The 26,585-nt window shown below is 58.0% G+C and carries 18 protein-coding genes and 1 pseudogene; 11 read left to right on the top strand and 8 right to left on the bottom strand.

Going from position 1 to position 26,585, the window contains the following annotated elements:
* Positions 1-7 precede the first annotated feature (7 nt).
* A complete protein-coding gene (locus ACQ4OB_RS15000) occupies positions 8-1,534 on the top strand; it encodes a CoA-acylating methylmalonate-semialdehyde dehydrogenase (protein WP_102616409.1) in 1,527 nt (508 codons plus the stop codon).
* 10 nt (positions 1,535-1,544) lie between these two features.
* On the top strand, positions 1,545-2,432 hold the full coding sequence (mmsB, locus tag ACQ4OB_RS14995) for a 3-hydroxyisobutyrate dehydrogenase (protein ID WP_074873572.1): 888 nt from the start codon (positions 1,545-1,547) through the stop codon (positions 2,430-2,432).
* A gap of 220 nt (positions 2,433-2,652) precedes the next feature.
* On the opposite strand, the gene ACQ4OB_RS14990 is transcribed toward mmsB, so the two are convergent.
* The 4 genes from ACQ4OB_RS14990 to ACQ4OB_RS14975 form a co-directional block, all read right to left on the bottom strand.
* Positions 2,653-2,997 carry a cupin domain-containing protein gene (locus ACQ4OB_RS14990; RefSeq protein WP_007946320.1) on the bottom strand — a complete coding sequence of 115 codons (345 nt, stop codon included), beginning with the start codon at positions 2,995-2,997 and terminating at the stop codon, positions 2,653-2,655.
* 109 nt (positions 2,998-3,106) lie between these two features.
* Positions 3,107-3,478, bottom strand: a complete 372-nt coding sequence (locus tag ACQ4OB_RS14985) for a MerR family DNA-binding protein (protein ID WP_076028734.1) — start codon at positions 3,476-3,478, stop codon at positions 3,107-3,109.
* 46 nt (positions 3,479-3,524) lie between these two features.
* Positions 3,525-4,100, bottom strand: a complete 576-nt coding sequence (locus ACQ4OB_RS14980) for an NAD(P)H-dependent oxidoreductase (RefSeq protein WP_076028733.1) — start codon at positions 4,098-4,100, stop codon at positions 3,525-3,527.
* Positions 4,101-4,145: 45 nt separating this feature from the next.
* On the bottom strand, positions 4,146-5,030 hold the full coding sequence (locus ACQ4OB_RS14975) for a LysR substrate-binding domain-containing protein (RefSeq protein ID WP_074873573.1): 885 nt from the start codon (positions 5,028-5,030) through the stop codon (positions 4,146-4,148).
* Between the two features lie 202 nt (positions 5,031-5,232).
* Here ACQ4OB_RS14975 and ACQ4OB_RS14970 point away from each other — a divergent pair, with 202 nt between their 5' ends.
* Positions 5,233-5,997: a sulfite exporter TauE/SafE family protein gene (locus tag ACQ4OB_RS14970; RefSeq protein WP_102616406.1), complete on the top strand. Its 765-nt coding sequence runs from the start codon at positions 5,233-5,235 to the stop codon at positions 5,995-5,997.
* On the opposite strand, the gene ACQ4OB_RS14965 is transcribed toward ACQ4OB_RS14970, so the two are convergent.
* The gene (locus ACQ4OB_RS14965) at positions 5,987-6,301 is read right to left on the bottom strand and encodes a putative quinol monooxygenase (protein WP_074873578.1); all 315 of its coding nucleotides are present in this window, start codon (positions 6,299-6,301) and stop codon (positions 5,987-5,989) included. The two genes, ACQ4OB_RS14970 and ACQ4OB_RS14965, sit on opposite strands and share 11 nt — an antisense overlap.
* 160 nt (positions 6,302-6,461) lie before the next feature.
* Here ACQ4OB_RS14965 and ACQ4OB_RS14960 point away from each other — a divergent pair, with 160 nt between their 5' ends.
* The 8 genes and pseudogenes from ACQ4OB_RS14960 (at position 6,462) to ACQ4OB_RS14925 (ending at position 15,140) form a co-directional block, all read left to right on the top strand.
* Positions 6,462-7,052, top strand: a complete 591-nt coding sequence (locus ACQ4OB_RS14960) for an NAD(P)H-dependent oxidoreductase (protein ID WP_074873580.1) — start codon at positions 6,462-6,464, stop codon at positions 7,050-7,052.
* A 57-nt stretch (positions 7,053-7,109) separates the two neighbouring features.
* Entirely contained in the window at positions 7,110-8,021 is a 912-nt protein-coding gene (locus ACQ4OB_RS14955; RefSeq protein ID WP_074873581.1) for a LysR family transcriptional regulator, read from the top strand.
* 103 nt (positions 8,022-8,124) lie between these two features.
* Positions 8,125-9,018, top strand: coding sequence for an NAD-dependent epimerase/dehydratase family protein (locus ACQ4OB_RS14950; protein ID WP_430955956.1), 894 nt, complete (start codon positions 8,125-8,127; stop codon positions 9,016-9,018).
* A gap of 205 nt (positions 9,019-9,223) precedes the next feature.
* Positions 9,224-10,668: pseudogene (locus tag ACQ4OB_RS14945) on the top strand (SulP family inorganic anion transporter).
* Between the two features lie 298 nt (positions 10,669-10,966).
* On the top strand, positions 10,967-12,316 hold the full coding sequence (locus ACQ4OB_RS14940) for a gluconate:H+ symporter (protein WP_430955955.1): 1,350 nt from the start codon (positions 10,967-10,969) through the stop codon (positions 12,314-12,316).
* A 15-nt stretch (positions 12,317-12,331) separates the two neighbouring features.
* A complete protein-coding gene (locus ACQ4OB_RS14935; RefSeq protein WP_074873589.1) occupies positions 12,332-13,192 on the top strand; it encodes a MurR/RpiR family transcriptional regulator in 861 nt (286 codons plus the stop codon).
* Position 13,193: 1 nt separating this feature from the next.
* Positions 13,194-14,651 (top strand): N-acyl-D-amino-acid deacylase family protein, encoded by a 1,458-nt coding sequence (locus ACQ4OB_RS14930; protein WP_430955961.1) that lies wholly within the window; start codon positions 13,194-13,196, stop codon positions 14,649-14,651.
* Between the two features lie 120 nt (positions 14,652-14,771).
* Positions 14,772-15,140 carry a glyoxalase superfamily protein gene (locus ACQ4OB_RS14925; RefSeq protein ID WP_074873591.1) on the top strand — a complete coding sequence of 123 codons (369 nt, stop codon included), beginning with the start codon at positions 14,772-14,774 and terminating at the stop codon, positions 15,138-15,140.
* 150 nt (positions 15,141-15,290) lie between these two features.
* Here ACQ4OB_RS14925 and ACQ4OB_RS14920 read toward each other — a convergent pair whose 3' ends face one another.
* The 3 genes from ACQ4OB_RS14920 to ACQ4OB_RS14910 are packed head-to-tail and all read right to left on the bottom strand — an operon-like array spanning position 15,291 to position 26,568.
* A complete protein-coding gene (locus ACQ4OB_RS14920; RefSeq protein ID WP_430955954.1) occupies positions 15,291-18,125 on the bottom strand; it encodes an RHS repeat-associated core domain-containing protein in 2,835 nt (944 codons plus the stop codon).
* Positions 18,122-22,648, bottom strand: coding sequence for a SpvB/TcaC N-terminal domain-containing protein (locus ACQ4OB_RS14915; RefSeq protein ID WP_430955953.1), 4,527 nt, complete (start codon positions 22,646-22,648; stop codon positions 18,122-18,124). Before ACQ4OB_RS14915 ends, ACQ4OB_RS14920 begins: the two co-directional genes overlap by 4 nt.
* The gene (locus ACQ4OB_RS14910; protein ID WP_074873597.1) at positions 22,645-26,568 is read right to left on the bottom strand and encodes a neuraminidase-like domain-containing protein; all 3,924 of its coding nucleotides are present in this window, start codon (positions 26,566-26,568) and stop codon (positions 22,645-22,647) included. Before ACQ4OB_RS14910 ends, ACQ4OB_RS14915 begins: the two co-directional genes overlap by 4 nt.
* Positions 26,569-26,585 lie beyond the last annotated feature (17 nt).

Below are 26,585 nucleotides of genomic sequence, written 5' to 3'. Positions count from 1 at the left end.
ACCCAACATGAACGCTTCGCTCACGCCAAACGAAACCACTGTCCAAACGGTAAAGCTGTTGATCGACGGCGAGTGGGTCGAGTCCCAGACTACCGAGTGGCACGACATCGTCAACCCGGCGACCCAGCAAGTGCTGGCGAAAGTACCATTCGCGACCGCGCAGGAAGTCGACGCTGCGATCAGTGCTGCCCATCGCGCCTTCCAGACCTGGAAGCTGACGCCGATCGGCGCGCGGATGCGCATCATGCTCAAGCTCCAGGCGTTGATTCGCGAACACTCCAAGCGCATCGCCGTGGTGCTCAGCAACGAGCAAGGCAAAACCATCGCCGACGCTGAAGGCGATATCTTCCGCGGCCTGGAAGTGGTCGAGCACGCCTGCTCCATCGGCAGCCTGCAAATGGGCGAGTTCGCCGAGAACGTTGCGGGCGGCGTCGATACCTACACCCTGCGTCAGCCAATCGGCGTTTGCGCCGGCATCACGCCGTTCAACTTCCCGGCGATGATTCCGCTGTGGATGTTCCCGATGGCCATCGCCTGCGGCAACACCTTTGTGCTCAAGCCGTCCGAACAGGACCCGATGTCGACCATGCTGCTGGTGGAACTGGCGATCGAGGCCGGTGTTCCGGCGGGCGTGCTCAACGTCGTTCATGGCGGTAAAGACGTGGTGGACGCGCTCTGCACCCACAAGGACATCAAGGCTGTTTCCTTCGTCGGTTCGACCGCCGTCGGCACGCACGTCTACGACTTGGCCGGTAAGCACGGCAAGCGTGTGCAATCGATGATGGGCGCGAAGAACCACGCCGTTGTACTGCCCGATGCCAACCGCGAACAAGCGCTGAATGCGCTGGTCGGTGCCGGTTTCGGTGCGGCCGGGCAACGCTGCATGGCCACCTCCGTGGTGGTGCTGGTGGGCGCGGCCAAACAATGGCTGCCTGACCTGAAGGTGCTGGCGCAGAAACTCAAAGTGAATGCCGGCAGCGAGCCGGGCACTGACGTCGGTCCGGTGATTTCCAAAAAGGCCAAGGCGCGGATTCTGGATCTGATCGAGAGCGGCATCAAGGAAGGCGCCAAGCTGGAGCTGGACGGTCGCGATATCACGGTTCCTGGTTTCGAGAAGGGCAACTTTGTCGGCCCGACCCTGTTCTCCGGCGTCACCCCGGAGATGCAGATCTACACCCAGGAAATCTTCGGTCCGGTGCTGGTGGTGCTGGAAGTCGATACCCTCGATGAGGCCATCGCACTGGTCAACGCCAACCCGTTCGGCAACGGCACTGGCCTGTTCACCCAAAGCGGTGCGGCGGCGCGTAAATTCCAGACGGAAATCGACGTCGGCCAGGTCGGCATCAACATCCCGATTCCGGTGCCGGTCCCGTTCTTCAGTTTCACCGGTTCGCGCGGGTCCAAACTCGGCGACCTCGGTCCGTATGGCAAGCAAGTGGTGCAGTTCTACACTCAGACCAAGACTGTCACCAGTCGCTGGTTCGATGACAACAGCGTCAACGACGGTGTGAACACCACCATTAACTTGCGTTAAGGAGCCGGTCATGAAAATCGCTTTTATCGGTCTCGGCAACATGGGCGCGCCGATGGCGCGCAACCTGATCAAGGCCGGCCATTCGTTGAACCTGGTCGACCTGAACAAAACCGTCCTGGCGGAGCTTGAGCAACTGGGCGGCAGCATCAGCGCTTCGGCGCGTGAAGCGGCTCAAGGCGCAGAACTGGTAATCACCATGCTGCCCGCCGCGGTGCATGTGCGCAGCGTGTGGCTGGGTGAAGACGGCGTGCTGGCGGGTATCGCCAAGGGCGTGCCGGCAGTCGATTGCAGCACCATCGATCCGCAGACGGCGCGTGATGTTGCCGCGGCGGCGGCCAAGCAAGGCGTGGCCATGGCGGATGCACCGGTGTCGGGCGGTACCGGTGGTGCGGCAGCCGGGACCCTGACGTTTATGGTCGGCGCCACCCCTGAGCTGTTCGCCACCCTGCAACCAGTGCTGGCGCAGATGGGCCGCAACATCGTTCATTGCGGCGAAGTCGGCACCGGGCAAATCGCCAAAATCTGCAACAACCTGCTGCTGGCGATCTCGATGGTCGGTGTCAGCGAAGCGATGGCGCTCGGTGATGCGCTCGGCATCGACACCACGGTGCTGGCCGGGATCATCAACAGTTCCACAGGGCGTTGCTGGAGTTCGGAAATGTACAACCCGTGGCCGGGCATCGTCGAAACGGCGCCGGCCTCGCGCGGTTATACCGGCGGTTTCGGTGCCGAGTTGATGCTCAAGGATCTGGGGCTAGCTACTGAGGCAGCACGTCAGGCGCACCAACCGGTGATGCTCGGCGCGGTGGCCCAGCAGTTGTATCAGGCGATGAGCCAGCGTGGGGAAGGTGGCAAGGACTTCTCGGCGATCATCAACAGCTATCGCAAACCGCAATAAGGAGTTTTCCGGGATTGTGGCGAGGGGGCTTGCCCCCGTTGGAGTGCGTAGCGCTCCCCCGCATTCCCTCAGGCATACCGTGTAGGCAGGTTTTACGACGGCTTCGCCGCCGAACGGGGGTAAACCCCCTCACCACAAAAGCTGGCTCCCACAGGGGCAGCATTGTTCCTATCGACATTTACCGGGAGATCACGTCGGGTGATCTCCCGGTTTTTTTGCATCAGGCAAACACGAAATACTTGCGCACGGTTTCAACCACTTCCCACGTGCCTTTCATGCCCGGCTCGATGACGAAAATATCACCGGCGCGCAGATGGATCGGCTCTTTTCCTTCTGGGGTGATGATGCAGTACCCCTCGCGGAAATCGCAGTATTCCCACTTCACGTATTCCACATACCATTTGCCCGGCGTGCAGATCCAGGTGCCCATGATCTTGCTGCCGTCTTCGCTGGTGTAGGCGTTGAGGTTGACGGTGTGCGGGTCGCCTTCGAGTTTTTCCCATTTGCAGGCGTCGAGCACCGGCAGTGGATGGGTATCGCGAAGAACGGTAATAGGTGCGGTCATGTGGACTCCGGGGCAGTGGACTAGAGAACTGAAGTCGCACCCTATAGCGCCCGTCTGCCGCTCAGTTGTCTGTACTCGACATTGAGCTGTCCAGAAACGCGCATTGCGCTCAAAGATTGTTCAGCGGGCAATCGAACCGGCTCTGTTCGAGGCTGGCTTCGAACTCGACCAATTGCGATTGCTGCTGCGACAGCGCAGCGATCCGCTCGCTGATTTCCTGCTTCTTGGCAGCGATGACCTGATGGGCCAGTTCCCACGGCATTTGTGGCCCTTGGTGTCCGGCGAAGATCGACTGCAATTCCTTGAGCCTGAAACCCAGCTGTTGCGCGCATTTGATGAAGATCAGCAGGTCAACGCTTTGCTGGTCGTAGACGCGGTATTTACCCAGCCGCTGAGCGGCAGGCAGCAGGCCGATCGACTCGTAATGGCGGATGCTCTTGATCGTGGTTCCGGAGCGTTGCGCGGCTTGGCCGATGTACATGGAAAGTCCCTATTCGCCGTGGTAGCCCGGTGCATTATCGGCAGACTCAGCGGCTGGCGATAGCCTGGGCCTGCAGCAACCAGGTTTCACGCTGGTCAGCGCTGGAACCGAGAATCGGGCCGAACGTGAGCGTGCGTCGTGGCTCGATGCCGCAGAATGCGAGCGTGGTTTTGCGTACCTGATGCAGTCCAGGCATGCGATAGATCCAGCGGTAATACCAGGGGGGCGTGTCCATGGTCACCAGCAAATGGGCGCTGCGACCGTGCAGCAGTTTGTCGGGAAAGGCTTTGCCTTCGCGGTATTTGAAAGCGAAACCCGGCAGGAACACTCGATCGAAAAAGCCCTTGAGCAACGCCGGAATTCCGCCCCACCAGATCGGATAAACCAGCGTCAGGTGCTCGGCCCATAGGATGTCGGTCTGTGCCTGACGCAAATCGGCTTCAAGCGGCTGGACCTGTTGATAACCTTCACGCAGCACCGGGTCAAAATCCATTGCGCCCAGAAACAACTGGCGCACCTCATGCCCGGCACGCACCGCCGACTCGGCGTAACGCTCGGCGAGCGCGCCGCAGAAACTGTTGCTCGCCGGATGACCCAGAATCACCAGAATTCGCTTGCCCATCGTCTCTGTCCTTGAATATGAAAACTCAAGGGTAAAGTCTGCCCCTCAGGGGAGAGTCAAGGCGTGCAGCAAGGCCTTCGCATAGCCGGGCAGCGTCTCAAAGTCCCGCGCACAGAGCAGGAGTTTGCGTTGAGCCCAAGGTTCTTGCAGGGCGAGACTTTTGAAAGATTGTTCGTCGCGCCAGCGCTCAACCGCCGCAAGCGGGACGATCGCCAACCCGGCCCCCCGAGCGACCATGCGCATCACGCCATCGAAACCGTCGGCGCGGATGCGGATTTGCATGCGTGACCCGGTGTGCAGCGCCTGTTCTTCCAGGTACACCGCCAACGCGCTGTTGGCGTTCAGGCCGACATAGTCGTGGTGCAAGGTGTCGCTGAAGCTCACGACACTTGCGGGTGCCAAGGGATGATCGCGGGGCATTATCAGCACCAGCGGATCGTCGCGAAACGGGCGGGTTTGCAGGTCATCGGTGTCTACGGCGTCGGAGACGATGCCCAGGTCTGCGGCACCTTGGCGCAAGGCGTGAGTAATGCGTGCACTGGGCAGTTCTTGCAGATCGATGTCGAGGTTGGGGTGGTCGCGAAGAAAATCCGCAAGCAACTCCGGCAGGTACTCGGTGATTGCCGTGGTGTTGCACAACAACCGCACCTGACCTTTGACGCCGTTGGCGTATTCCGCCAGATCCTGCTGCAGGCGTTCGGCTTGTTGCAGGAGGACACGGGCGTGTTGCGCCAGGGCCTTGCCGGCCGGGGTCGGGCTGACACCGCGGCGACCTCGCTGCAGAAATTCGATCCCCAACGATGCCTCCATGGCGCGGATACGCGCACTCGCCGCCGCCAGGGACAGATGACTGCGAGCCGCGCCGGCGGTGATGTTGCCGCTGTCGAGGATGTTCAGGTAGAGGCGCAGATCGGTCAGGTTGAAGTGCATCGTCAGTCCCAAAGATCGTTCCCACGCTCCTGCGTGGGAATGCCTCACTGGACGCTCTGCGTCCGCTTTGGCATGCGACGCGAAGCGTCACGGGCTGCATTCCCACGCAGAGCGTGGGAACGATCATGCCTCTTGCTGAGCAAGAGGCTGCCTCAGTATATGGCAGATTTTCAAGCAGCCAATCCAGGCTCACGATAGCGCCATGAATACTCTCGCCGCGTTCTATCAAAACCTCGGTCTGGCCCTTTCCTTGATGGTCATTGCCACCTTTTTGCTGGCCGGCATGATCAAGGGTGTGATCGGCCTCGGTCTGCCGACCATCGCGATGGGTTTGCTCGGTCTGGCTATGGCGCCGTCGCAGGCTGCCGCGCTGCTGATCATCCCCGCAACGCTCACCAATGTCTGGCAACTGGCATTCGGCGGGCATCTGCGAGGGTTAATCAAACGCCTGTGGCCGATGTTGCTGGCGATATTCATCGGCACCGGGGCGGGCACGTTGTGGATCGGCATGGCCGGTGGTCATTGGGTCGTGCGGGGATTGGGCGCTGCGCTGTTGCTCTACGCGTTGAGCGGGTTGTGTCTGCCGACCTTGCGTGTCGGCCGTCACACCGAGCGTTGGCTCGGTCCGCTTGGCGGTCTGTTGACGGGCGTCATCACCTCGGCCACCGGCGTCTTCGTGATTCCGGCCGTGCCTTATCTGCAAGCCTTGGGCTTGAACAAGGATGAACTGGTGCAGGCGCTGGGTCTGTCGTTCACCGTCTCGACCCTGGCCTTGGCCGGCGGATTGTTATGGCGCGGCGCACTGGGCGGTGGCGAGTTAAGTGCGTCGTTGCTGGCGCTGATCCCGGCGGTGCTCGGCATGTTGCTGGGGCAATGGCTGCGCCAGCGGATCAGCGCCGTGCTGTTCAAGCGTGTGTTCTTTATCGGCCTCGGCGTGCTCGGCGGCCACTTGCTGATCAGCGGGTAGCGGACGGCGGACTGAGCATGTCGATGGCGCGGATATCGAAATCCCGTTCCAGGTACTCATCGCGTTGCTCGAGGAATTGCTTCATGTGCGGCAGGTTCGAGTGCACGTCCAAGTGAGCCTGGGACTGCCAGATCTCGTAGAAGATAAACAGCGTCGGGTCCTGTTTGTCGCGCAGCATGTGGTACTCGATGCAACCGGGTTCGGCGCGACTCGCTTGCACATAACCGCTGAAAAACGCTTCGAAGGCGTCGGATTTTTCCGGGCGGGTCTTGGCGTGCAGGATGAAGCCTTGCATTTCACTCATCAGAAATCTCCTCAAGTTCAGAATCGACGCAAGTTTATGGCAACAATCGGCTGTCGATTCGTGCGTATTGGTCAAATGAATTTTGTGAATTCAGCGCTTATTCAGCGCGAGGCAGATCTCTACTCTGCCGTCATCGAATTCCAACCTTCCGAGACTTCCCATGAAAAAAGTCCTGTTGCTCAATGGCGGCAAAAAATTTGCCCACTCCGATGGCCGTTACAACGCCACCCTGCATGAAGCCGCGCTGAGCGTGCTGGATCGCGGCGGCGTCGACGTGAAAGCCACTTTCATCGACGAGGGTTACGACCTCGCCGAGGAAGTTGCCAAATTCCTTTGGGCCGACGTGATCATTTATCAGATGCCCGGTTGGTGGATGGGCGCGCCCTGGACCGTCAAGAAGTACATCGACGAAGTCTTCACCGAAGGCCATGGCAGCCTGTACGCCAGTGACGGTCGCACCCGTTCCGACGCGTCGCAAAAGTACGGCAGCGGTGGTCTGTTGCAGGGCAAGCAATACATGTTGTCCCTTACTTGGAACGCGCCGCAGCAAGCCTTCGACGATCCAACCGACTTCTTCGAAGCCAAGGGCGTGGACGCGGTGTACTTCCCGTTCCACAAGGCCAACACCTTCCTCGGCATGACCGGTTTGCCAACGTTCCTGTGCGTTGATGTGATGAAGCGCCCCAATATCGAAGCCGATGTGGCGCGCTATGAGCAGCATTTGACCGAGGTGTTCGGCCTGCCGGCGTAAGGTTCCTTTTGCCCCACATCCAGCTACTATCAAGCCAGTTTTGAATGAGGGGCATCCGTGAAAGCCAGATCCGATGAATTGCAGATTTTCGTCTGCGTGATTGAATGCGGGTCGATTTCCGCTGCGGCCGAACAGGTCGGGCAAACGCCTTCGGCGGTCAGCCGTACGCTGTCGCGGCTGGAGGCGAAACTCGATACCACGCTGATCAACCGCACCACGCGACGCATGGACCTGACCGAAGAGGGCAAGTATTTTTTCGAGCACGCCAAGCTGATTCTCGATCAGATGGACGAGCTTGAAGAGCGTCTGACCTCGCGTCAGCAAACCCCGTCCGGGCGCCTGCGGATCAATGCCGCGTCACCGTTCATGCTGCACGCCATCGTGCCGTACATCGACGAGTTCCGCCGGCTCTATCCGGACATCCAGCTGGAGCTCAACAGCAACGATCTGATCATCGACTTGCTCGAGCAAAGCACCGACATCGCCATCCGCATCGGCACGCTCGCCGATTCGACCCTGCACGCTCGATCGCTGGGCTGCAGTCCGCTGCACATCGTCGCCAGCCCGGCCTATCTTGAAAAACACGGTGTACCGGCTGAAGTGGCGGATTTGTCCGGGCATACGTTGCTGGGTTTTACCCACAACGAAGGCCTCAACCAATGGCCGCTGCGTTACGTGCACGGTGATCGTTGGCCGATTCAGGCGTCGATCAGCGCCTCCAGCGGCGAGACGATCAGGCACTTGGCGCTGGAAGGCCAAGGCATCGCCTGCCTGTCGCACTTCATGACGATTGATGACATCCGCGCCGGACGTTTGCAGGTGCTGCTGGCGGATTTCAACAGCGGCTATCGCCAGCCGATCAACGCGGTGTACTACCGCAACTCGCAACTTGCCCTACGGATTCAATGCTTCCTGGACTTCATCCAGGGCAAATTGGCGGCTTATGCGAATGCGGATTTCAAGGGCTGATTCGTGATCCCTGCGCAAGAGTGAATTGGGCGACGCCGTCTGTTTCCACTGGCATCGGTCCTCGATACTGGCTGCATCACTTATTAACGCTGGGAGTCTCTCCATGAACGTATTCGTAACCGGCGCAGCTGGTTTTATCGGTGGCTCCATCGCCACCGGCCTGGTCCAGGCTGGCCATATGGTGACTGGCCTGGTTCGCAGCACCGAACAAGCCAATGAACTGAGCGCTCTGGGTATCACCCCGGTGCTCGGCACGCTTGACGACAGCGCCCTACTGGCCGAACAGGCCCGCGCTGCCGATGCCGTGATCAACGCCGCCAGCAGCGACCATCGCGGCGCGGTAGAAGCGTTGCTCGATGCACTTCGCGGTTCCAACAAAGTGTTCCTGCACACCAGCGGTTCGAGCATTGTCGGCGATGCGTCGGGCGGTAAATCCAGCGACGTTATCTATTTCGAAGACAACCTGCCGGAGCCGACTATCGACAAAGCTGCGCGCGTGGCCATCGACAACCTGATCCTTGCCGCAGCAAAGGACGGGGTGAACTCGGCAGTGATCTGCAACACCCTGATCTACGGCCACAGCCTGGGCGTGAATCGCGACAGCGTGCAGTTGCCGCGTTTGCTGAAACAGGCGCGTAAAAGTGGCGTGGTCCGGCATGTCGGTACCGGCCAGAACATCTGGTCCAACGTGCACATCGAAGACGTGGTTGCCCTGTACCTGCTGGTGCTGACCAACAACGTACCGGGCACTTTCTACTTCGTGGAAAGCGGTGAAGCGTCGTTCATCGACATGACCACTGCGATTGCCCAAGCGCTGAATCTGGGTGAGCCACAAGACTGGCCGCTGAAAGAGGCCGAAGCCGAGTGGGGGTATGAAATGGCCAACTATGGTTTGGGTTCCAACAGCCGGGTTCGCGGTAAAAAGGCGCGGGAGTTGCTGGGCTGGGCGCCGAAGCGGACTTCGGTGATTGAATGGATTCGTGACGAGATGGTTTGAGTTCACTCTAGACCGCGTCATCGTTCATCGCGGGCAAGCCACGCTCCCACAGGTATTGTGTCGTTCATCAGTTTCGCGAACGACACAATACCTGTGGGAGCGTGGCTTGCCCGCGATTGCGTTTCTGACGACCCAATAACTGGCCGGGCCGACCCCAATTCCGTAACATCCGCCTCCTCTTTTCCCGCCTGTATTTAGATCAGACATGAAACCCAAACATCTGCGCGCCGATGTCCTGGCCGGGCTCACTACGTCTTTCGCTCTTCTACCCGAATGCATCGCTTTCGCGCTGGTTGCGCACCTCAATCCATTGATGGGGCTTTACGGCGCTTTCATCATTTGCACCCTGACCGCGCTTTTCGGTGGGCGGCCGGGCATGGTGTCCGGTGCCGCTGGGTCGATGGCCGTGGTGATCGTTGCGTTGGTGGTGCAGCACGGTGTGCAGTATTTGCTGGCGACTGTGTTGCTGGGTGGGTTGATCATGCTGGCGTTCGGCTGCTGAAGCTGGGCAAACTGGTGCGCATGGTGCCGCACCCGGTGATGCTCGGCTTCGTCAACGGCCTGGCGATCATCATTGCCCTGGCGCAGCTGGAACACTTCAAGAGCGGTGACGTCTGGCTCAGCGGCATGCCGCTGTACCTGATGGCGGGGCTGGTAGCCGTGACGATGGCCATCGTCTACGTGCTGCCGCGCCTGACGCGCGCCGTGCCGCCGGCGCTGGTGGCGATTCTGGGTGTCGGGCTGGCGGTTTATCTGCTTGGTCTGCCAACCCGCACCTTGGGTGACATGGCGCACATCGCCGGCGGTTTGCAGACCTTTGCGCTGCCAGACATTCCCTGGAGCCTGGAAACCCTGCGCATCATCGCGCCCTACGCGATATTGATGGCGTTGGTCGGCTTGCTGGAAACCCTGCTGACCCTGAACCTCACCGACGAGATCACCGAGAGCCGTGGCTACCCGGATCGGGAGTGCGTGGCGCTGGGGGCGGCCAATATGGTCTCCGGTGTGTTCGGCGGCATGGGCGGCTGCGCGATGATCGGCCAGACCGTGATCAACCTCAGCTCCGGCGGTCGCGGTCGGCTGTCCGGTGTGGTGGCCGGTGTGCTGATTCTGCTGTTCATACTGTTTTTGTCGCCGTTGATCGAGCGCATTCCGTTGGCCGCATTGGTCGGGGTGATGTTCGTGGTGTCGCAGCAGACCTTCGCCTGGGCCTCGCTTCGGGTGTTGAACAAAGTGCCGTTGAATGACGTGTTGGTGATCATCGCGGTAACGGTCATTACGGTGTTCACCGATCTGGCCACTGCCGTGCTTTGCGGGATTATCATTGCAGCGCTCAACTTCGCCTGGCAGCAGGCCCGCGAGCTCTATGCCGACAGTCATCTTGAAGTCGACGGCAGCAAGCTCTACCACCTGCATGGCACGCTGTTCTTCGCCTCGACTACGCCTTTTCTCAACCAGTTCGACCCCGCCAACGACCCACCCGTAGTGACGATCGATTGTCGCCACCTGAGCTTCGTCGACTACTCGGCGATAGCCGCGCTAAAAACGCTGCGTGACCGCTACACCAAGGCCGGCAAGCACCTGCGCGTGCTGCACTTGTCCGAACGGTGCAAGAAGCTGCTCAAACGCGCCCGGGTCAGTCACGACTGAGGTCTCCAGCAAAATCCCTGTGGGAGCGAGCCGGCTCCGGGCGGCGTTCCGACGATGGCGGTGTATCAGTCACATCACTGTTGACTGACTCTCCCTCATCGCGAGCAGGCTCGCTCCCACAGGGAAATCGGGGTGTAAATTCGCCTATCTGATTTGCATATTTAGCGACCTCGCATACCTCTGCGCGACAACCCTTATCCCTTCACGAAAATTACTTTCACCTCGTTTGAAAATCACGCCTCGAAATGTTTTATGAGTTTCACAACCCATTCGACGTGACCCTTTCGAGGAGTACCGCATGACACCGTCCTTCGGCTATTGGCTGCTGGTTTACGCCGCCATCGCCATCATCGCGCTGATCGTTCTGATCGCCCGCTACCGACTCAATCCGTTCATTGTCATCACCCTGGTGTCCATCGGCCTGGCGCTGCTGGCGGGGATGCCGCCGTCGGGCGTGGTGGGGGCGTATGAGGCGGGTGTCGGCAAGACGCTGGGCCATATTGCGCTGGTGGTCGCGCTGGGCACGATGCTCGGCAAAATGATGGCCGAGTCCGGCGGTGCCGAGCAGATGGCGCGAACGTTGATCGACCGCTTCGGTGAGAAAAATGCCCACTGGGCGATGGTCTGCATCGCTTTCCTTGTTGGACTGCCGCTGTTCTTCGAAGTCGGTTTTGTCCTGCTGGTGCCGATCGCATTTACCGTGGCGCGGCGCGTGGGCGTGTCGATTCTGATGGTCGGTTTGCCGATGGTCGCCGGGCTCTCGGTGGTCCACGCGCTGGTGCCGCCGCACCCGGCGGCGATGCTGGCGGTGCAGGCCTATCAGGCCTCGGTGGGGCAGACCTTGCTCTACGCGATTTTGATCGGGATACCGACCGCGATCATCGCCGGCCCCCTCTACGCCAAGTTCATCGTGCCGCGCATTCAACTGCCGGACGATAACCCGCTGGAGCGTCAGTTCCTCGAGCGTGAACCACGCGACAGCCTGCCGGGGTTCGGCATCACCATGGCGACCATTCTGCTGCCGGTGGTGCTGATGCTGGTCGGCGGCTGGGCCAATCTGATTTCTACGCCGGGCAGTGGTTTCAATCAGTTTCTGTTGTTCATCGGCAATTCGGTGATCGCCTTGTTGCTGGCGACCTTGCTGAGCTTCTGGACTTTGGGCCTGGCCCAAGGCTTCAGCCGCGAATCGATCCTCAAATTCACCAACGAATGCCTGGCACCGACCGCCAGCATCACCTTGCTGGTGGGCGCGGGCGGTGGCTTGAACCGGATTCTGGTAGACGCTGGCGTCACCGACCAGATCGTCAGTCTGGCGCAGGTGTTCCAGCTGTCGCCGCTGTTGATGGGCTGGCTGTTTGCTGCGTTGATGCGCATCGCCACCGGTTCTGCCACGGTGGCCATGACCACTGCGTCGGGTATCGTTGCGCCGGTGGCCATTGGTCTGGGTTATCCCCATCCAGAGCTGTTGGTGCTGGCGACAGGCGCGGGGTCGGTTATCTTTTCCCACGTCAATGACGGCGGTTTCTGGTTGATCAAGGAATACTTCAACATGACCGTCGCCCAGACCTTCAAGACCTGGACGGTGCTCGAGACCATTATCTCGGTCGTCGCCTTCGGTCTGACCGTTGGCCTTTCTTACCTGCTTTAGCCGGAGCCGCCCGCCATGGACATCCTCTACCAGATCCGCGCCCGTCAGGATTCCTTCAGTGCGGGTGAAGGACGCATCGCTCGGCTGATGCTCGACGACGTAGGATTTGCCTCCGCCGCCAGCCTGGATGAACTGGCGCTGAAAGCGGAAGTCAGCACCGCCACGCTCTCGCGTTTTGCTCGCACCGTCGGCTGTCGCGACTTGCGCGATCTGCGTCTGCAACTGGCCCAGGCCAGCGGCGTCGGCAGTCGTTTTTTGGACCCGGCGGGCACGCCCGAGCAGTCGGCGTTTTATGGACAGATCGTTGGCGATATCGAGTCGACCTTGCGCCAGCATCTGTCGGCCTTCGATGAGTCGCGTTTCGCCGACGCGGTGAAATTGCTGGGCAAGGCGCGGATGATTCACGCCTTCGGCATGGGTGGTTGCTCGACTTTGTGCAGTGATGAATTGCAGGTGCGGCTGGTGCGATTCGGCTACCCGATTGCGGTGTGCCACGACCCGGTGATGATGCGCGTCACCGCCGCCAGCCTCGATGCCGAACGCGTCGTCATTGCCTGCTCGCTGACTGGCATCACCCCCGAACTGCTCGAGGCCGTCGAGCTGGCGCGCAGCTACGGCGCACGAATTCTCGCCATCACCCGGGCCGACTCGCCGCTGGCGCAATTGGCGGATGTGCTGCTGCCGCTGCAAGGTGTCGAAACCTCATTCATCTACAAACCCACGGCGGCGCGCTACGGCATGTTGCTGGCCATCGACGTGCTCGCCACCGAGCTGGCGCTGGCCAATCCTGAAGACAATCAAGAGCGTCTGCGGCGGATCAAACTCGCCCTCGACGATTACCGCGGCGGCGACGATCATTTGCCGCTGGGAGACTGACCTGATGTACGACACGCTGATCCGCAACGCCCTGATTATCGACGGCAGCAACGCGCCCGGTTATCCCGCCGACGTGGCGATCCTGAACGGCCGCATCGAGCGCATCGGCGACTTGCACGATGCCCGCGCCACCGAAGAAATCGACGCCACCGGTCGCGTGTTGGCGCCAGGTTTCATCGACGTTCACACCCACGACGACACCGTGGTAATCCGCCAGCCGCAGATGCTGCCCAAGCTCAGCCAGGGTGTGACCACCGTGATAGTCGGCAACTGCGGGATCAGTGCGTCACCGGTGAGTTTACGCGGCGATCCGCCCGACCCGATGAACCTGCTCGGCACCGCCGCGGCGTTCGTTTATCCGAGATTCAGCGACTACCGCGCAGCCGTCGAAGCGGCGAACACCACGCTGAACGTGGCTGCACTGGTCGGCCATACGGCGCTGCGCAGCAACCACCTCGACGACCTGTTCCGCACCGCCACGCCGGACGAAATCAGCGCGATGCGCGAGCAACTGCGCGACAGTCTTGAGGCCGGTGCGTTGGGCCTGTCCACGGGGCTTGCCTATGCCAACGCGTTCTCGGCTTCCACCGATGAAGTCATGCAACTGACTGAAGAGCTGACCGCTTTCGGCGCGGTCTACACCACCCATTTGCGCAGCGAATTTGAGCCGGTGCTGGAGGCCATGGACGAGGCGTTCCAGATCGGCCGTCATGCCAAAACACCAGTGATCATTTCCCACCTCAAATGCGCCGGCGCCGGTAACTGGGGGCGCAGTCCACAACTGCTAGCGTCCCTCGAACACGCGGCGAAAACCCACCCGGTAGGCTGTGACTGTTATCCCTACGCGGCGAGTTCATCGACGCTGGACCTCAAGCAAGTCACCGACGCTCATCGCATCACCATCACCTGGTCAACGCCGCACACTGAAGTGGGTGGTCGTGACCTGATGGACATCGCCGCCGAGTGGGGCGTGCCGTTGCTTGACGCCGCTCGACGCCTGCAACCGGCCGGCGCGGTGTATTACGGAATGGACGAGGCGGACGTACGAAGAATCCTCGCGCATCCGCTGTCGATGGTCGGTTCTGACGGATTGCCGGAAGACCCGTTTCCGCATCCACGCTTGTGGGGCGCATTCCCACGTGTGCTCGGACATTTCAGTCGCGACGTGGGGCTGTTTCCGCTGCATACCGCCGTGCACAAGATGACCGGGTTGTCGGCGGCCCGATTTGGCTTGAAGGAACGTGGCGAAATCCGTGAAGGACATTGGGCGGATCTGGTGTTGTTCAATCCTGCGACCATTCGCGATGTGGCTGATTTCAATGATCCGCAACGAGCGGCGGAAGGTATCGATGGGGTTTGGGTCAACGGTGCCTTGAGTTACAGCGAAGGCCAGGCAAACGGAAGGAGGGAAGGGCGGTTTCTGGCGAGGGACGGGGACTTGCGTGATGGTTTCCAGTAAACATTCCGAGTGCTGCGTCACAGTGATGGCACATTGAGACTAAAGAAAGCCATCACCAAGCCGAAGCGCTGACATCTCGCCCAGCTACACTGTGGGCCTTATCAGTCTGGGAGCAACGCCATGAGCTTCGGCAAAACCACCCCCATCCTGCGGATTTTCGATGAAATCAAGGCCGTGGAGTTCTACGTCGACTTCCTGGGATTCAAGATCGATTGGCAGCATCGTTTCGAGCCCAACTTTCCGTTGTACCTGCAAGTCTCCCGAGGCGAATGTGTGCTGCACCTCTCCGAACACCATGGCGACAGCACACCTGGCTCGGCGTTGCGGATCGAGACCGATGAGCTGGAGGCATTCCAGCAACAATTGCTGGCCAAGGAATACAAATTCGCACACCCACAGATCCAGGCGATGCCGTGGGGCAGCCAGGACATGACGATCAGCGATCCGTTCGGCAATCGGTTGGTGTTTACCAATGCGATTTGCGTGTAAGGCCGTTCGGCAGCTCTGCGAGTTTTGATGGAACAAGGTGTCCTGCAATCAATGATTTCATTGATTGCAGGAGGCATCATGGCCAGCATCACGATTCGAAAAACCTGGACGATCCGGTTTGTGCTGACCCATGCAGTCAGTGCGCGAGATTCAAATCCTTCTGAATGGGTTTGGCTGTTGGAATTGAATTGCATAGATGCTGGGAAGCAACGCCGTGGCATCAAGCCTGGACAGATGAGGCACGGGAACATTTGCGAAGTTGAATGACGTGTAATTTGAAATGGCCCAAATGTCACTGGACTGCTGTTGCGATGACATTTGATCCCAGACCCAACTGCTTACTCCGGCCGGGCTGTTGAGGTCATTTTGAATGTTCTGATGCAAAGGAGGCTGCATTGATGGCCGTACTCCAGTGTACAGAGGGGTGTGAGTGGCGACGTTGGCGAGTGAAATCGCATAGGCTGGGTCCTGGGGCATGGCAGGTGTGGTATTGAATGCCTGCAATTGTGGGTGGTTGTAACGGCTTTGGGAAAGTCGATCCGGGATCGGGTAGGACACCCAGGGGTCGACGACGAGCGGATCCCGCGTGGGATCACCCAGCAGGGTGAAGGTATGTCCTGGTATTTGCGCTATATGGATAGGTGTCCCGAATCCGCGTAATGAAGAGGCCGCCAAACGTGAACTGACCGCTGCAAATTCATCGCACATACCTGCCCCGGCTGCCACGGCATGTTCTGCCATGACTTGGGTTGATGGATATGCACCGATATTTGTTCGTAGTTGGTGGGTGAGTCCCCAAGAGTGTTCACGGCTATTAAGTATGTCCCCTATCTGGTTGCCAGCCCCCATGTAGAGCAGTCCTCGCGTGGTCCAGGTAAGGTCATAGGCCAACACGTAATTGTTTATATCTTGTGTATTCGTTATGAATCTCGAGTTGAACGTGTTGTGTGCGGTGACTATCTGGGTGCTCAGAGGTGCAGCTGCCGTGGCGGCGGTACTGAATGGTTCGATTTCGTACTTCATCAGACCCAAATAATCCTGATGAGTGACAGGGTTGTTGCCGACGAATCGATACAGATTCAACCCATCCGTGGTTCCCGCCGGATCAGGGCTGATCCAGCGCTGCAACCACGGCGCGTAATAGCGATGCCCGTAGTAGTAGAGGCCACTGGCATCGCGTTCTTTGCCTGAGTAGCGAACGGTTCTGTATTTCGCCTCCAGCGTGTTGCGCGCGGCCCTCCACGCAGTACCGCCAAAGGGGTAGTAACCCTCCTCGCTTATCAGTCTGCCCTCGGCGTCCAGTTCCAGGGTCGTTGAGCCCAGGTGGTCGGTGAAGTTATAACGCAAAGCGTCATTCGTGATCTGTGCTGGAGTGCCTTTGCTCCAATGAAGGCAGCGTACCGTCGAGCCTCCAGCCTGCAAGGTGATGACCTCAAGTTTTTCAGTGGCACTTTCACGAAGCTCTAGTCCCGGTAAATAGCTCACGTCCTGGACATGGGTGATGGTGTGCACTTTTTTAGTCTGCCGTTTTCGGACACGCTGACCGTTGCCGTCGTAGAGATAGGTTTCTGCATCCGCGCCCTCACTGTCGCGTTCGACCAGTTCCACACGTTGTAATTGGTTGCGCGCGTTCCATTGCAGGGGTTGGCCTGTCTGCAACCATTGCAGGTTGCCGTTGGCATCGAAGCCCTTTGCAAAGTCGGCTGGAGCATCGCCTGTTTTCCATGGCAATGCGCGATTGCTGCCAGAGGCGATATGCATATTGCGGATGTAGTTGTTGCCTTCGCGGCGATGCTGCAGCTTGATCAGGTTTGCATGTTCATCGTAGGTGTAATGCTCAGTGAAGTTGAGCAGTCGGCTCCGGTCACCCTGCCTTGTCGACCAATCGGGAAGAGGGGCGCGAATGCTTGCTCCCTGCTCTTCACGGCCTGAAGCCTGGACCAGTTGATAAAGGCTGTCGTAGACATAAGTGTTGACCGGCTTTATGCGTTGGTTGGCGTTGTGTTGTACCGGTTTCGTGTGGTCCTCGACGCTCAACACATTGCCGACCGCGTCATAGGCATAGTGCAGTTTCTGGAGAATGCTTCCCCCCGTCCGTGAAATTGTCCGCCGGTTCGTGCGGCCGTTCGCAGGCGTATAAGTCGCTTCACTTAAGATCTTGCTTCCCAGGGTTTGCGATTCGATCTGACCCTGCGCGTTGTATTTGACTTGATCGAGAATCACCGTTTGTTGGGTGGCACTCGCGAGTTGCAGGGTGACTTTCCTGAGTTGGCCAGCGACATCGAACCAGAAGCGCTGCGTATGCCCTTTGGCATCTGTTTGTTCGAGGGTTTCACCAGTGGGTGCGTACTGCCAGGAGGTGGTGTAGGTCTGGTCTTCGAGCAACTTATCGCGATCATCGACTGCTTGCGGCCAGTTCGCAGGCTGTTGCTCCTTCAGGAAATGTCGCGTTTCGCTGAGCAGTTGTCCTGCCTGGTCATACTTGGACAACAGTCGTTTTCCCGCCGGATCATCATGGCGAATCAAGCGTCCGCACTGGTTGTTTTGCGTATGGGCACTTGAGTTATCGGCATAGGTAAAGCGCTCGATGGCCTGGAGGACTCCTCCTTTGGACTGTTCGCTGATGACCAGCGGGCGTAGCTGATCGTCATAGTCCGTTTGCCAATGGCTGCCGCGAGAATCCCAGCTTTTCAGGGTTTGACCGGCCTCGCCACAGAAGGCCAGGCGCCAGCCTGCGTCAATGCTGGAGTTCAATAGCAGGGCGCCCGACAGGCTGCGGACCTGCTTCAAATCAGCGGTCTGTGCATTATTGGTGTGCAAGCGCTGCTCAAGCACCTGGCCGTTGATGTCATGCAGGTGGCGGGTAATGCGGGCTTGAGGCTGTGTTATGGATTGATTACGCAAGTAGGTGACTTCGCGGACTTGAAGTCCACGACTGTCGACGACGTTCAAGGTTGGAGTGTGACTGTGAATATGGGAGCTCATTGAGCACCTCCCTGAGTCGTAGTGTCGGGTTGGGTGTCGTTTTCATCCTCGATCGTTGAGTACCAGGGGTGATAGGTGTGCCGACGCTCATCGCCGTTGGCATTGACGACACGAAGGAGTCGACCCAGTGGGTCGTGGAATTGCTGATCACAAAGTCCTGACTTGCGCAGGGATTCATCATTGACGTAGCGATGCCTGGCACTGAAATAGGGGCGGTAGGTACGAATGACCAAGCCTTTGTTGTCGTACTCGACACGCTCACTGACACGCCATCGAAAGCTGACATCACGCTCCTGCAGTGTGTCGTTTTCAAGTTTCAAGGTGCCGTCTTCATTGATGTCCAGGGCTTTTCCTGGGTCGACGCGTTGTTTTTTTTGCAGTTGTCGACCAAAGCCATCCCAGCAAGCGATGGTGATGCGTACCTGTTTTTCGCTGTCGGAGGAGAACCGGTCCGCTTGCATCGTGACGCAGTGAACCGGTTCGCGTTGTACGCCGTCTATTCGCGTCTGAAGAGTTTGCTCGTAAAGCGTCTTGATGTTGAGGCCGGTCAGGCGAGCACGGGTACTTGCGCGGATGTGCCCAGTCGGTAGCAGATCATTGTTATCCACTGCTTTTTTGCGCCAGGCCAACTCTTCGCCTGTAACGGCGGGAATACGCCCCATCCAGCTGAGCGAGTCATAGAAAAAGGCACTCGCGATATTCTGGAGTGCCTTGCCCGGATCATCGATGGCGGTGTCGGGGCGATCATCGGTAGGGCGGCTATAGGTGGCCATCGGTTTGAATCCGACATTTTCACTTACGCCATTTTTGTACCAGGTGAGGGCGTGTACCTGTCCCAACTCACTGTATTGCGCTTCCTGGAAATTCCCGTTGGGGTCGCTGATCTGTTTTGGCTGAAGTGTTCGATAGCCAATCTTTGTCGCGCGGGTGGTGCATTGGTCGGGCAGTTCTACAGTGGCGATCAGGCAGGAATAGGGGTCATGGGTGATGGTCGTCGGGCCATGCTGTTGGCTTTGCCTGAAGGTCTGTGCCCTGTAAAAGCCGGCCAGTTTGTAATACGTGGAAAAGCTGCGACGTACAGACCAGAGTGGATTGTTTTTGTCCCAGTCTTCGTCAGGCGGTAAAGCAATGGGCATTTTTCGGTAGCCATTGTCCTGGAGAAGTTTGGTGACATCAAAAGACGTATCCTCCGATTTGTGTTCGTCGTAGACGCTCAACGCCAGCTTATTGAATTCGGCGGTTTCCTGGTGATCAATCAACCCTTCGACGCTCGCCTGACCGTCATCGAAGGTGCCGCTTGCATCGGGTTTGCGGTAACGCTGTACAGACAAACCGGTCAGGGTCCGCCTGTCTTCCCAGGTCTTTGAAGTGCTCCGTTCAAGCAGGTTTTCATAATGGATATCCTGGGGGGATAGCCCTGCGGCCAAGGGCGATTTAGGCAACCTCAAAGCATTGGTGCGCTGTAGGTAACGCAGGCCAAGGCGTAGGGCCTGTGCTGTAGCTATGTGAATGAACTGAGCCTTGGTTTCGCTCAGGTAGTAATACTGCTGATCCTCGTCATGGGCATCGCGCCACCATTTTTGCAGCCAGGTATCCGTGAAAGGAGGGGCGTCGGCAGGTGTTTTTCTCCGCGCATAGCTGATCTCCAGACTGTGGGTGAGGTGGCCGTAGGCGTCCCATTCAAGATTGATCGTGTGAGTACAGCGAGGATCATCAGAGATGCGCTCATACTGGTAGCTTATGGATTCCACAACCAACGGTTGCATGATCGAGTAAGGGCTGTATTTACCCAGACCCTGGCGTTCAACGACCCGATATCGATGTTGTTGCACTGAATAGGGCTGCCTCTCTTTTTCTGTGCCCTTGTCCAGGCCGAAAATCTCTACCCTCAGAGTCCGGCCGCCAAGCGCTCGAGCGAGCTCGCGCTGCCGGGCATGGGCGTTGGCTAGGGCTGCTTCGGGCGTTGGCGCGGGTGGTCCCCAATGTTCGCCCCAAACCTGGATAGTTGCCTGAAGGCCAATGGCGTCCTTGTCGTTGCGGTCGTAATCACGATTGAGCGGGTCGATAGCTTGGCCCGTATGGAACCAGGTTTTGGTCAGCATCGGTGCGCTATGGGGGCTGGTTTGTGCCCCCTTGCCATGGGTTGGACTGTCGGTTTGCAAGAGCAGACCGAACCCGCGAAATTCTCGTTCGATGCTGTCGTAGAAGCCACGACGATATTTGAATTTCTGGGTCAGACGATTGCCGGTAATTTCGTCGTGCTGGCTCTGCTGTTTGACCAAAAACAGAGGAAATGGAAGGTGGGAGATTGCTGGTTTGTTGTTTTTGAGCAGCTGTTTTTTTTCATCCAGCCATTCCTGGGCAGAGCTTCGATAGCTGACGCTGCAGGCAGCCCCCATATTGTTATTGCTGGTTTCGAGCAAGTAGGGCTTGGTCTCCACGAAGTCATAGCGCCAATGCCGGGTTGCGTCCCCCGGCACACTGAATATCAGACTCGAACAGCCGAGCCCCAGCAGATCTACGGCGCTGACCTTGCAGAACCGGTCATGGCGCAGTCCTTGGGGCCAGGGCAGTTCGACCGCGGGGGCCAGGCCATTGCCGCCGCGGTTCATGAAAATTTTTGCGCAATCGGGTTGCAGATAAATAAGGTCAGCAGCCCCTGAGCCGTCCAGGTCGGCCAGCAGGATGCGTGACGCATCGAACTGTTCGTATGCAAAGTCCAGGGAGGCGATTACTCGGCCCTTTGCGAAGCGTCCACGGCCCAGGTTAGGCCAGCATTTCACTTCGTTGTGGCGAACACGGATCAGGTGCTGTTGGCCACTGCCCAGAAGATCGCTGAAGGCCACCAGTTCACTGGGTGAGTTACCGGGCTGAGGCAGGTCATCTTCATCGGCGTGACGTGAAACCTGCGTTGCCGGGGCGAAGCCGGTTATTTTCTGGTTGGCGTACAGGCGCACACTGCGCGGTCCGATCATGATCAGATCGTTGCGCCCACTCCCCATCAGACTGGCTAACTGCCCTTCAGGATGGAAGAACTCGGTGGGAACAGCGGCAAGCGGGGTGTAGTTCGACCATTCATCGTTCGAATTCAGCGTAAAGAAACCGCTGAACTCGGGGTGCGCCACGATCCAGTCCGGACGACTGTCATCGTTGAGATCACTGAAATACTGTCGAGGAGACTTTCGCCTGTCCGCCAGCGGTATTCGGGGCAGTTCGCTCCATGCCGCGTACACGATGTGATCCCCGCCTCTGTCGTCCCGCAACGGCTGGCTATAGCGCCAGCTTTGGTCGGTTCGATGAAGAATGCCTGGCAACCCTTCTCCCTTCAGATCGACGAACTGAAACTGGTCCTGGTGGTTGAGTCTGGCCAGTGCCTCGAAAGGTTTGTAGTGTCGAGCCTCGGGCTTGAGCGTGAAACCGGAGTAGCCGAACTCAAGAGGCGGTTGGTATCGATCGGTGTGTGTTTCGCCAAAGGTTTGGGGCAACGCCGCACTCAGACAGCTGTAGGAAAGCGCGCAAGTCTGATACTGGAGCAAGAGGCGGCGAATCAGTACTGGCTTGTCGCCCATTGATGGTTCATTCGGGAAGTAATGAAACATCAGAACCTGTTGGCACAAGCGTTGAGTACGCAACTCAAAACCGTAGGCGAAGTCCGAGAATGGATCACTGCGTACAGCGTACGGTTGCGTCCCTTTGTACCCGGGTGTGTCTTCCAGACGAACGCTGCGTTCGCCGTAGTCGAAACACAGCTCGAAATGCCATTTTTTATCCTTGAGGCCATCGACTTTGCACAAGTACAACTGCGAGTCAGCCGTGAAGTTGCCATAGCAAACGCGACTCAGGTAACGCTGGGCACGGTTATCGGCCGGGCCCCGAGCAGTCACCTCATCAGCGGTGTACTCATAAACAATATGCTCGCCATGAGCATTCATGCTTTCTTCGAGCAACCATTCACCTACCCGCGAGGGGGCGTTGGAGTCTGCGCGGCGCGCTGCCGGTGTTTTTCCGAACAGATGTTGACTGCCGTCAGCGCGGTAGATCAACCAGAAGCCCGGTTGGTCGGTCGCACTGAACCAATGTTCGATCCGGTCGAAAGCCGCTTCGACTCGAGGGTAGTAGCGAACGACAGTGTATTGCTCCAGTGTCTTGCCATTGCTGCTCAGCGCGTATTTGGAAATGAACGCACCGGTCGTCTTGTCCCGCTCCGGCATCCATACCTCGCCGTCGGGCCCGACGAACAGATCGTCATCGGTGTAGGCCGGGACGCCCAGCCGGGTACGTCGTGCAACTGTGCCAAGGGAAAGGGCCCAACCGAGGCCGAACATACCGTTGCCTTGCGCGTTGCTGTAACGCAGGGTCAAGGCCGGGGCAAATCCGCGACCCGGGGTAACAGGCAAGGGAATTTCAAAGGACGCCGTGCCTCTTGTACCAACCGAACCGAGGTTGTTGCCGATGCTTTGAATGGCGCCGCCACCCTTGGGCAGCGCCGGAGGCGCGATAGGGACGGAGCTCTGTTCGTTCATTGCTCACCCCCATCCACCCTGGCGGTGTATTTCACATGCACGATGATATCGGTAAGTGATTCGAGCATGGCTTTCTGTGAAACATGATTGGGGAAGGACAACTTCCATTTTGAAATCGCGCCGGTGTATTCGAAGGGCAGGTAGCGTTCGTCCTGAAAGTTCAGCGTGAGAAGGCCGCTGTCGTCGATGCCTGTCGAGAGGGCGACCTGCTGGTTGGCGCGTTGGCCTTTTATGGACTTTTTCTCGGCACCGGGCATGACGACTTCACTGGAGGTCTGGGTCAGGAGGGCGCGAATGTCCTCATAAGGGCCCAGAGTCGTCGGCAGGGAGATACTGATGCTCTTGATCCGACGCAGGCAGTGCCCTGGGTAGTCATCGTCAAACAGGGACTGGGTCAGTTCGAATTGACAGGAGCCGTTTTTGATAAGGTCATCTTTGACCCCGTCCTTTGTGACACCATCCTCCCAGACCTTATGGATTGCCCCCGTCTTCGCATCCTTCTCTTTTAGTTGGCGTAACGACACGGTCTTGCGAATTTCCAGCTCGCGCTCGTTGCCCAAAAGGTAGGCGGTCTTCATCTTCACCAAGCCGAGCTTCATCGGCTCCCCGGGACCAAGTCCGCGATAAGTGGTGTTCCAGGTCTTGGGTTGAAAGAACGATTGTGTTGTGGTGTCGGCCATCTCATAGCACCAACATTGTTCGGTGAATTGGCACAGCGACAAAGCGGAGTCATAGGCCTGGTAGTAGAAAATGGACATCTGGCCGGTGAACCATTGGTAAAGCTGTGCGTTGGTAAAGCGCTTGGTGAGGAAGGTATAGGTGGACCTGGCTTGCATGAGTGTCGTTTGTGTTTGTCGCAACTGCAGAGCGGAGGCGATTTCTCGTTCGGCTTCAAGCGCCAGCTGCGCATCGAGTTGCGCGATTTCAAGCCTTGCCTGATCGCGTGCGAGAGTCCACTCCTGATGGCGCCGACGATATTGCGCTGCACGCTCGAGCGCCTCACCTGTGCCATGCGCTGCTGCCGCCAGGCCTTGAGCTCCAGCCATGACCGCAAGAGGAATCCCCTCCACGCGATGTCCACCGTCCGCCATGCCAAAAATGTTGGGGACCACCTTCAAGCCCTGGCCAATCACCTGGGCCGCGTAGGCGGAGGCCTCTGCGATACGTCCCGCCAGGTGCGATGCGGCGGCGGCGGCTTCTTCCGGGTTGATCACCTCATCCACCCGCTCACTGTAATAACGTTCTCGCTCCTGCACGATCGTTTTACTGGCGAGCAAGGCTTCCTTGTTTTTTTGATCGACTTTCAACGCCTGGGTTTGCAGGTCTACGGCAATGTTCGCCATATCCCAGATGTGTTGCTGCTGTGTTTCCTGATAGAAGGCCTGCTCGGCGCGTTCGATGAATGACAACAGCGTGCTACCGAACTGAATCACTGTTTCCACTGCGCTCATGGCCTGGGCATGCATGACGCTGAACCGGTAAGGCGGGATAGTCGAACCCAGGCGTTGATAGATTTCCGGCTCTGCGGCCCGTTGCGGGTTGGCGCCGAGCTGTCCGGCTGGTATCGCTGGAGCGGTGAACAGTGGAAGCCTCAATGGCTTGCCGACGATGTCGAGGTTGTGCCTGAGGTTATGCAGGCGACTCTCGAGTTTTTCCCAGCGCGCGATCAACACAGGGTTGAACGGTAAACGCAAATGGGGGGTGTCTATCGCATGCACCGAAGGAGGGGGGGCATAAGGTCGAACACAAATTTCGGGCACCGGATTGTCGGAGTCGCTTGAGTTGATGTGTTTTTTTTCAGTGCCCTGTTTGTATTCAAACGTTCGCAATTCCTCGTTTTTAGCGGCAATGAAGGCGCCGAGGGTAGTGGGGGTCCAGTCGTCAGTTTGTTTGAGGTCCGGGCGCGGGCCCAGCAGATCCTGGGCGCGGATGTACCAAAGCTTGGCTTGCGCCAGCTCATCGGGGGCCAATGAGCGATAAGCCATGTCGCCGCGATTGATCAAAATATCGATATAGAGCATGTACAAGGCTTTGCGAAAGTGCACCGGATGGCTCAGGGCTATTTGATGCGGGTCTTGTGGGCCTTGAATGGCATAGGTGGATTGGCCAGGCTGTGAAGTGGGAATGGTCAACGGCACGGTATTCCAATAGTTTGGATGACCACCCTTGACATCCTTACGACTGGGGTTGAACAGGTAATGCAACCAGCGCTCGGCTTCGCTGTATTGGGATGACTGGTTGAAACGGTGGGCGACCAGCCATGGCAAGTACAGGAACAACTCGACAAAGTAGCGCCCATAGGCGCCGTAGAAATCCATCTTTTCCTCGCGCTTGCCTTGTTCCATCGCAGGTTCCTGCAAGTGCTGGGAGTCCCAGCTCAGCAACTCGTCCATACTCGTTTCGGCACGATGAATCAAATGCTTGGCGAAGGTGATGTTCAACCGAACAGGGGCGCGAACCTTGGTTTCCTGATAGTTGCTGTGCTTGATATCCGAGTCGGAAAAATCAATGAATTCTGCAGTTCCTAACGTAGTGTGTTTGCTGGATTTGATACGGGGTGGCTTCAGATCGAAGTTGGAAGTCGAGTGCCTGAATTGGAGATTTACATTGCGCTCGGTCTCGGCTTTGACAGGCAGAAATACCGTCACCCATTTTCCGAATTCTGTTTTGAGGCGATCGAGTAGATTTTCAGCATCCTCTTGTTTGGGTGGGTTTTCTGGCACGTTCTTGGGGGAGAATGTTGCATTGGATTCAGAATCTTTATCAATATGCGCGGCCATCCAGAACGGGGCTTTCAGGTTGTGCTCTGTGTTCTCTGTTTTGCCCGTTTCGTTATTGCCAACGTAGAGGACAACGAGTAGTGACTCTGTAGAGTGTGTCCCATCATGGACGGCAACTGTATGTGTAATGCCCTTGAGCTCGGTCAGTGTCTTGGCGTGAAACATTTCGTTCCCGCCGTAGCCCTGTAGACAGGTTTGAGGCGTACTCCAGCTTTCATCGTAATTTTTGTAGCACATGTTCAAACGAAACAGCGGATTGGTGGGCGCCCGACTGTTGGTTTGAACGCCGCTCACAGAGTTTTTGTCCTGAAAAATACACTCAGCCCAGATTACATACAGACGATTGTTGAACATGACCGGACGAATAGTGTGCTCGATGGCGCTTTCGGAGATCGGCAGGTTGATGCGTTTCCAGTCTGACCAGGCCTGTGGCTCTGGCGTATCGTATTTGCTGTCGGAATTAGCTTTAGGATCAGTTGTAGAAGCGGAAGTCGTGGGGGGACTCTCGGGGCGCATGGACATGTCCAGCGAGCGCCAATAGTAAGTATTGGCGGCGCGGGATTTGGCAATGAAGTAATAGGTGCTGTTGGCGAAGTCGATTCCGTCGATATAACCATTGAGCGTCTTCAAATTGGAAATTTCTTCGAATTTCGTCAGATAACTCACTACTGCTGTTTGAACGGACCGGGATGTCAGTTGGTTCTGGTTGAGGTCATTTTCCAGTTGCTGAAAACTCTCGGTCTTGGCTGTGCGAAGGGTCGGGTCAAGGTAGATCGCCGGAAAATAGTGCAGCTGCTGACTGGACGCCCATGTCGAATAGTGGTGCATCACCGTACGCCAGGTTTCGAGCTGATCCGGCGCAATGATCGCCGTGTTATACCCAGGCTCCATATTGGCCAGAATGCTGTTGATGTATTGCTGCAGGCTTGCAATGGCACAGTCCACCTGGCTGGTGGGCACGTCCTGGCTAACCAGCACATCAAGTAACCAGTAGTGATAGAGGTCATTGGCAGTGTTGAGGTGCGTTGCGATATTCAACGTCTTCAAATCTTCATTGTTGGGCACTATTTCATGCAGGTAGAGCGCGAGTTGGGCATCACGCAAGCTTTCGTTGAGTTGCTTTTCAATCGTGGCAGACATGTTCACTCCTTGAGCAT

Origin of the sequence: Pseudomonas sp. ES4 (genome assembly GCF_050586665.1) — a bacterium.
In the GTDB taxonomy this organism is placed as follows: Bacteria; Pseudomonadota; Gammaproteobacteria; order Pseudomonadales; family Pseudomonadaceae; genus Aquipseudomonas; species Aquipseudomonas frederiksbergensis.
This window is presented reverse-complemented; position numbering and strand designations above follow the sequence as displayed.

Excerpts from the sequence above, each read along its gene's own strand:
- ACQ4OB_RS14990 (WP_007946320.1), bottom strand. The coding sequence starts at position 2,997 with ATGACCGCACCTATTACCGTTCTTCGCGATACCCATCCACTGCCGGTG.
- ACQ4OB_RS14980 (WP_076028733.1), bottom strand. The coding sequence starts at position 4,100 with ATGGGCAAGCGAATTCTGGTGATTCTGGGTCATCCGGCGAGCAACAGT.
- ACQ4OB_RS14915 (WP_430955953.1), bottom strand. The coding sequence starts at position 22,648 with ATGAACGAACAGAGCTCCGTCCCTATCGCGCCTCCGGCGCTGCCCAAG.
- ACQ4OB_RS14920 (WP_430955954.1), bottom strand. The coding sequence starts at position 18,125 with ATGAGCTCCCATATTCACAGTCACACTCCAACCTTGAACGTCGTCGAC.
- ACQ4OB_RS14940 (WP_430955955.1), top strand. The coding sequence starts at position 10,967 with ATGACACCGTCCTTCGGCTATTGGCTGCTGGTTTACGCCGCCATCGCC.
- ACQ4OB_RS14925 (WP_074873591.1), top strand. The coding sequence starts at position 14,772 with ATGAGCTTCGGCAAAACCACCCCCATCCTGCGGATTTTCGATGAAATC.
- ACQ4OB_RS14985 (WP_076028734.1), bottom strand. The coding sequence starts at position 3,478 with ATGTACATCGGCCAAGCCGCGCAACGCTCCGGAACCACGATCAAGAGC.
- ACQ4OB_RS14950 (WP_430955956.1), top strand. The coding sequence starts at position 8,125 with ATGAACGTATTCGTAACCGGCGCAGCTGGTTTTATCGGTGGCTCCATC.
- mmsB (WP_074873572.1), top strand. The coding sequence starts at position 1,545 with ATGAAAATCGCTTTTATCGGTCTCGGCAACATGGGCGCGCCGATGGCG.
- ACQ4OB_RS14960 (WP_074873580.1), top strand. The coding sequence starts at position 6,462 with ATGAAAAAAGTCCTGTTGCTCAATGGCGGCAAAAAATTTGCCCACTCC.
- ACQ4OB_RS14935 (WP_074873589.1), top strand. The coding sequence starts at position 12,332 with ATGGACATCCTCTACCAGATCCGCGCCCGTCAGGATTCCTTCAGTGCG.
- ACQ4OB_RS14965 (WP_074873578.1), bottom strand. The coding sequence starts at position 6,301 with ATGAGTGAAATGCAAGGCTTCATCCTGCACGCCAAGACCCGCCCGGAA.
- ACQ4OB_RS14975 (WP_074873573.1), bottom strand. The coding sequence starts at position 5,030 with ATGCACTTCAACCTGACCGATCTGCGCCTCTACCTGAACATCCTCGAC.
- ACQ4OB_RS14970 (WP_102616406.1), top strand. The coding sequence starts at position 5,233 with ATGAATACTCTCGCCGCGTTCTATCAAAACCTCGGTCTGGCCCTTTCC.
- ACQ4OB_RS14910 (WP_074873597.1), bottom strand. The coding sequence starts at position 26,568 with ATGTCTGCCACGATTGAAAAGCAACTCAACGAAAGCTTGCGTGATGCC.
- ACQ4OB_RS15000 (WP_102616409.1), top strand. The coding sequence starts at position 8 with ATGAACGCTTCGCTCACGCCAAACGAAACCACTGTCCAAACGGTAAAG.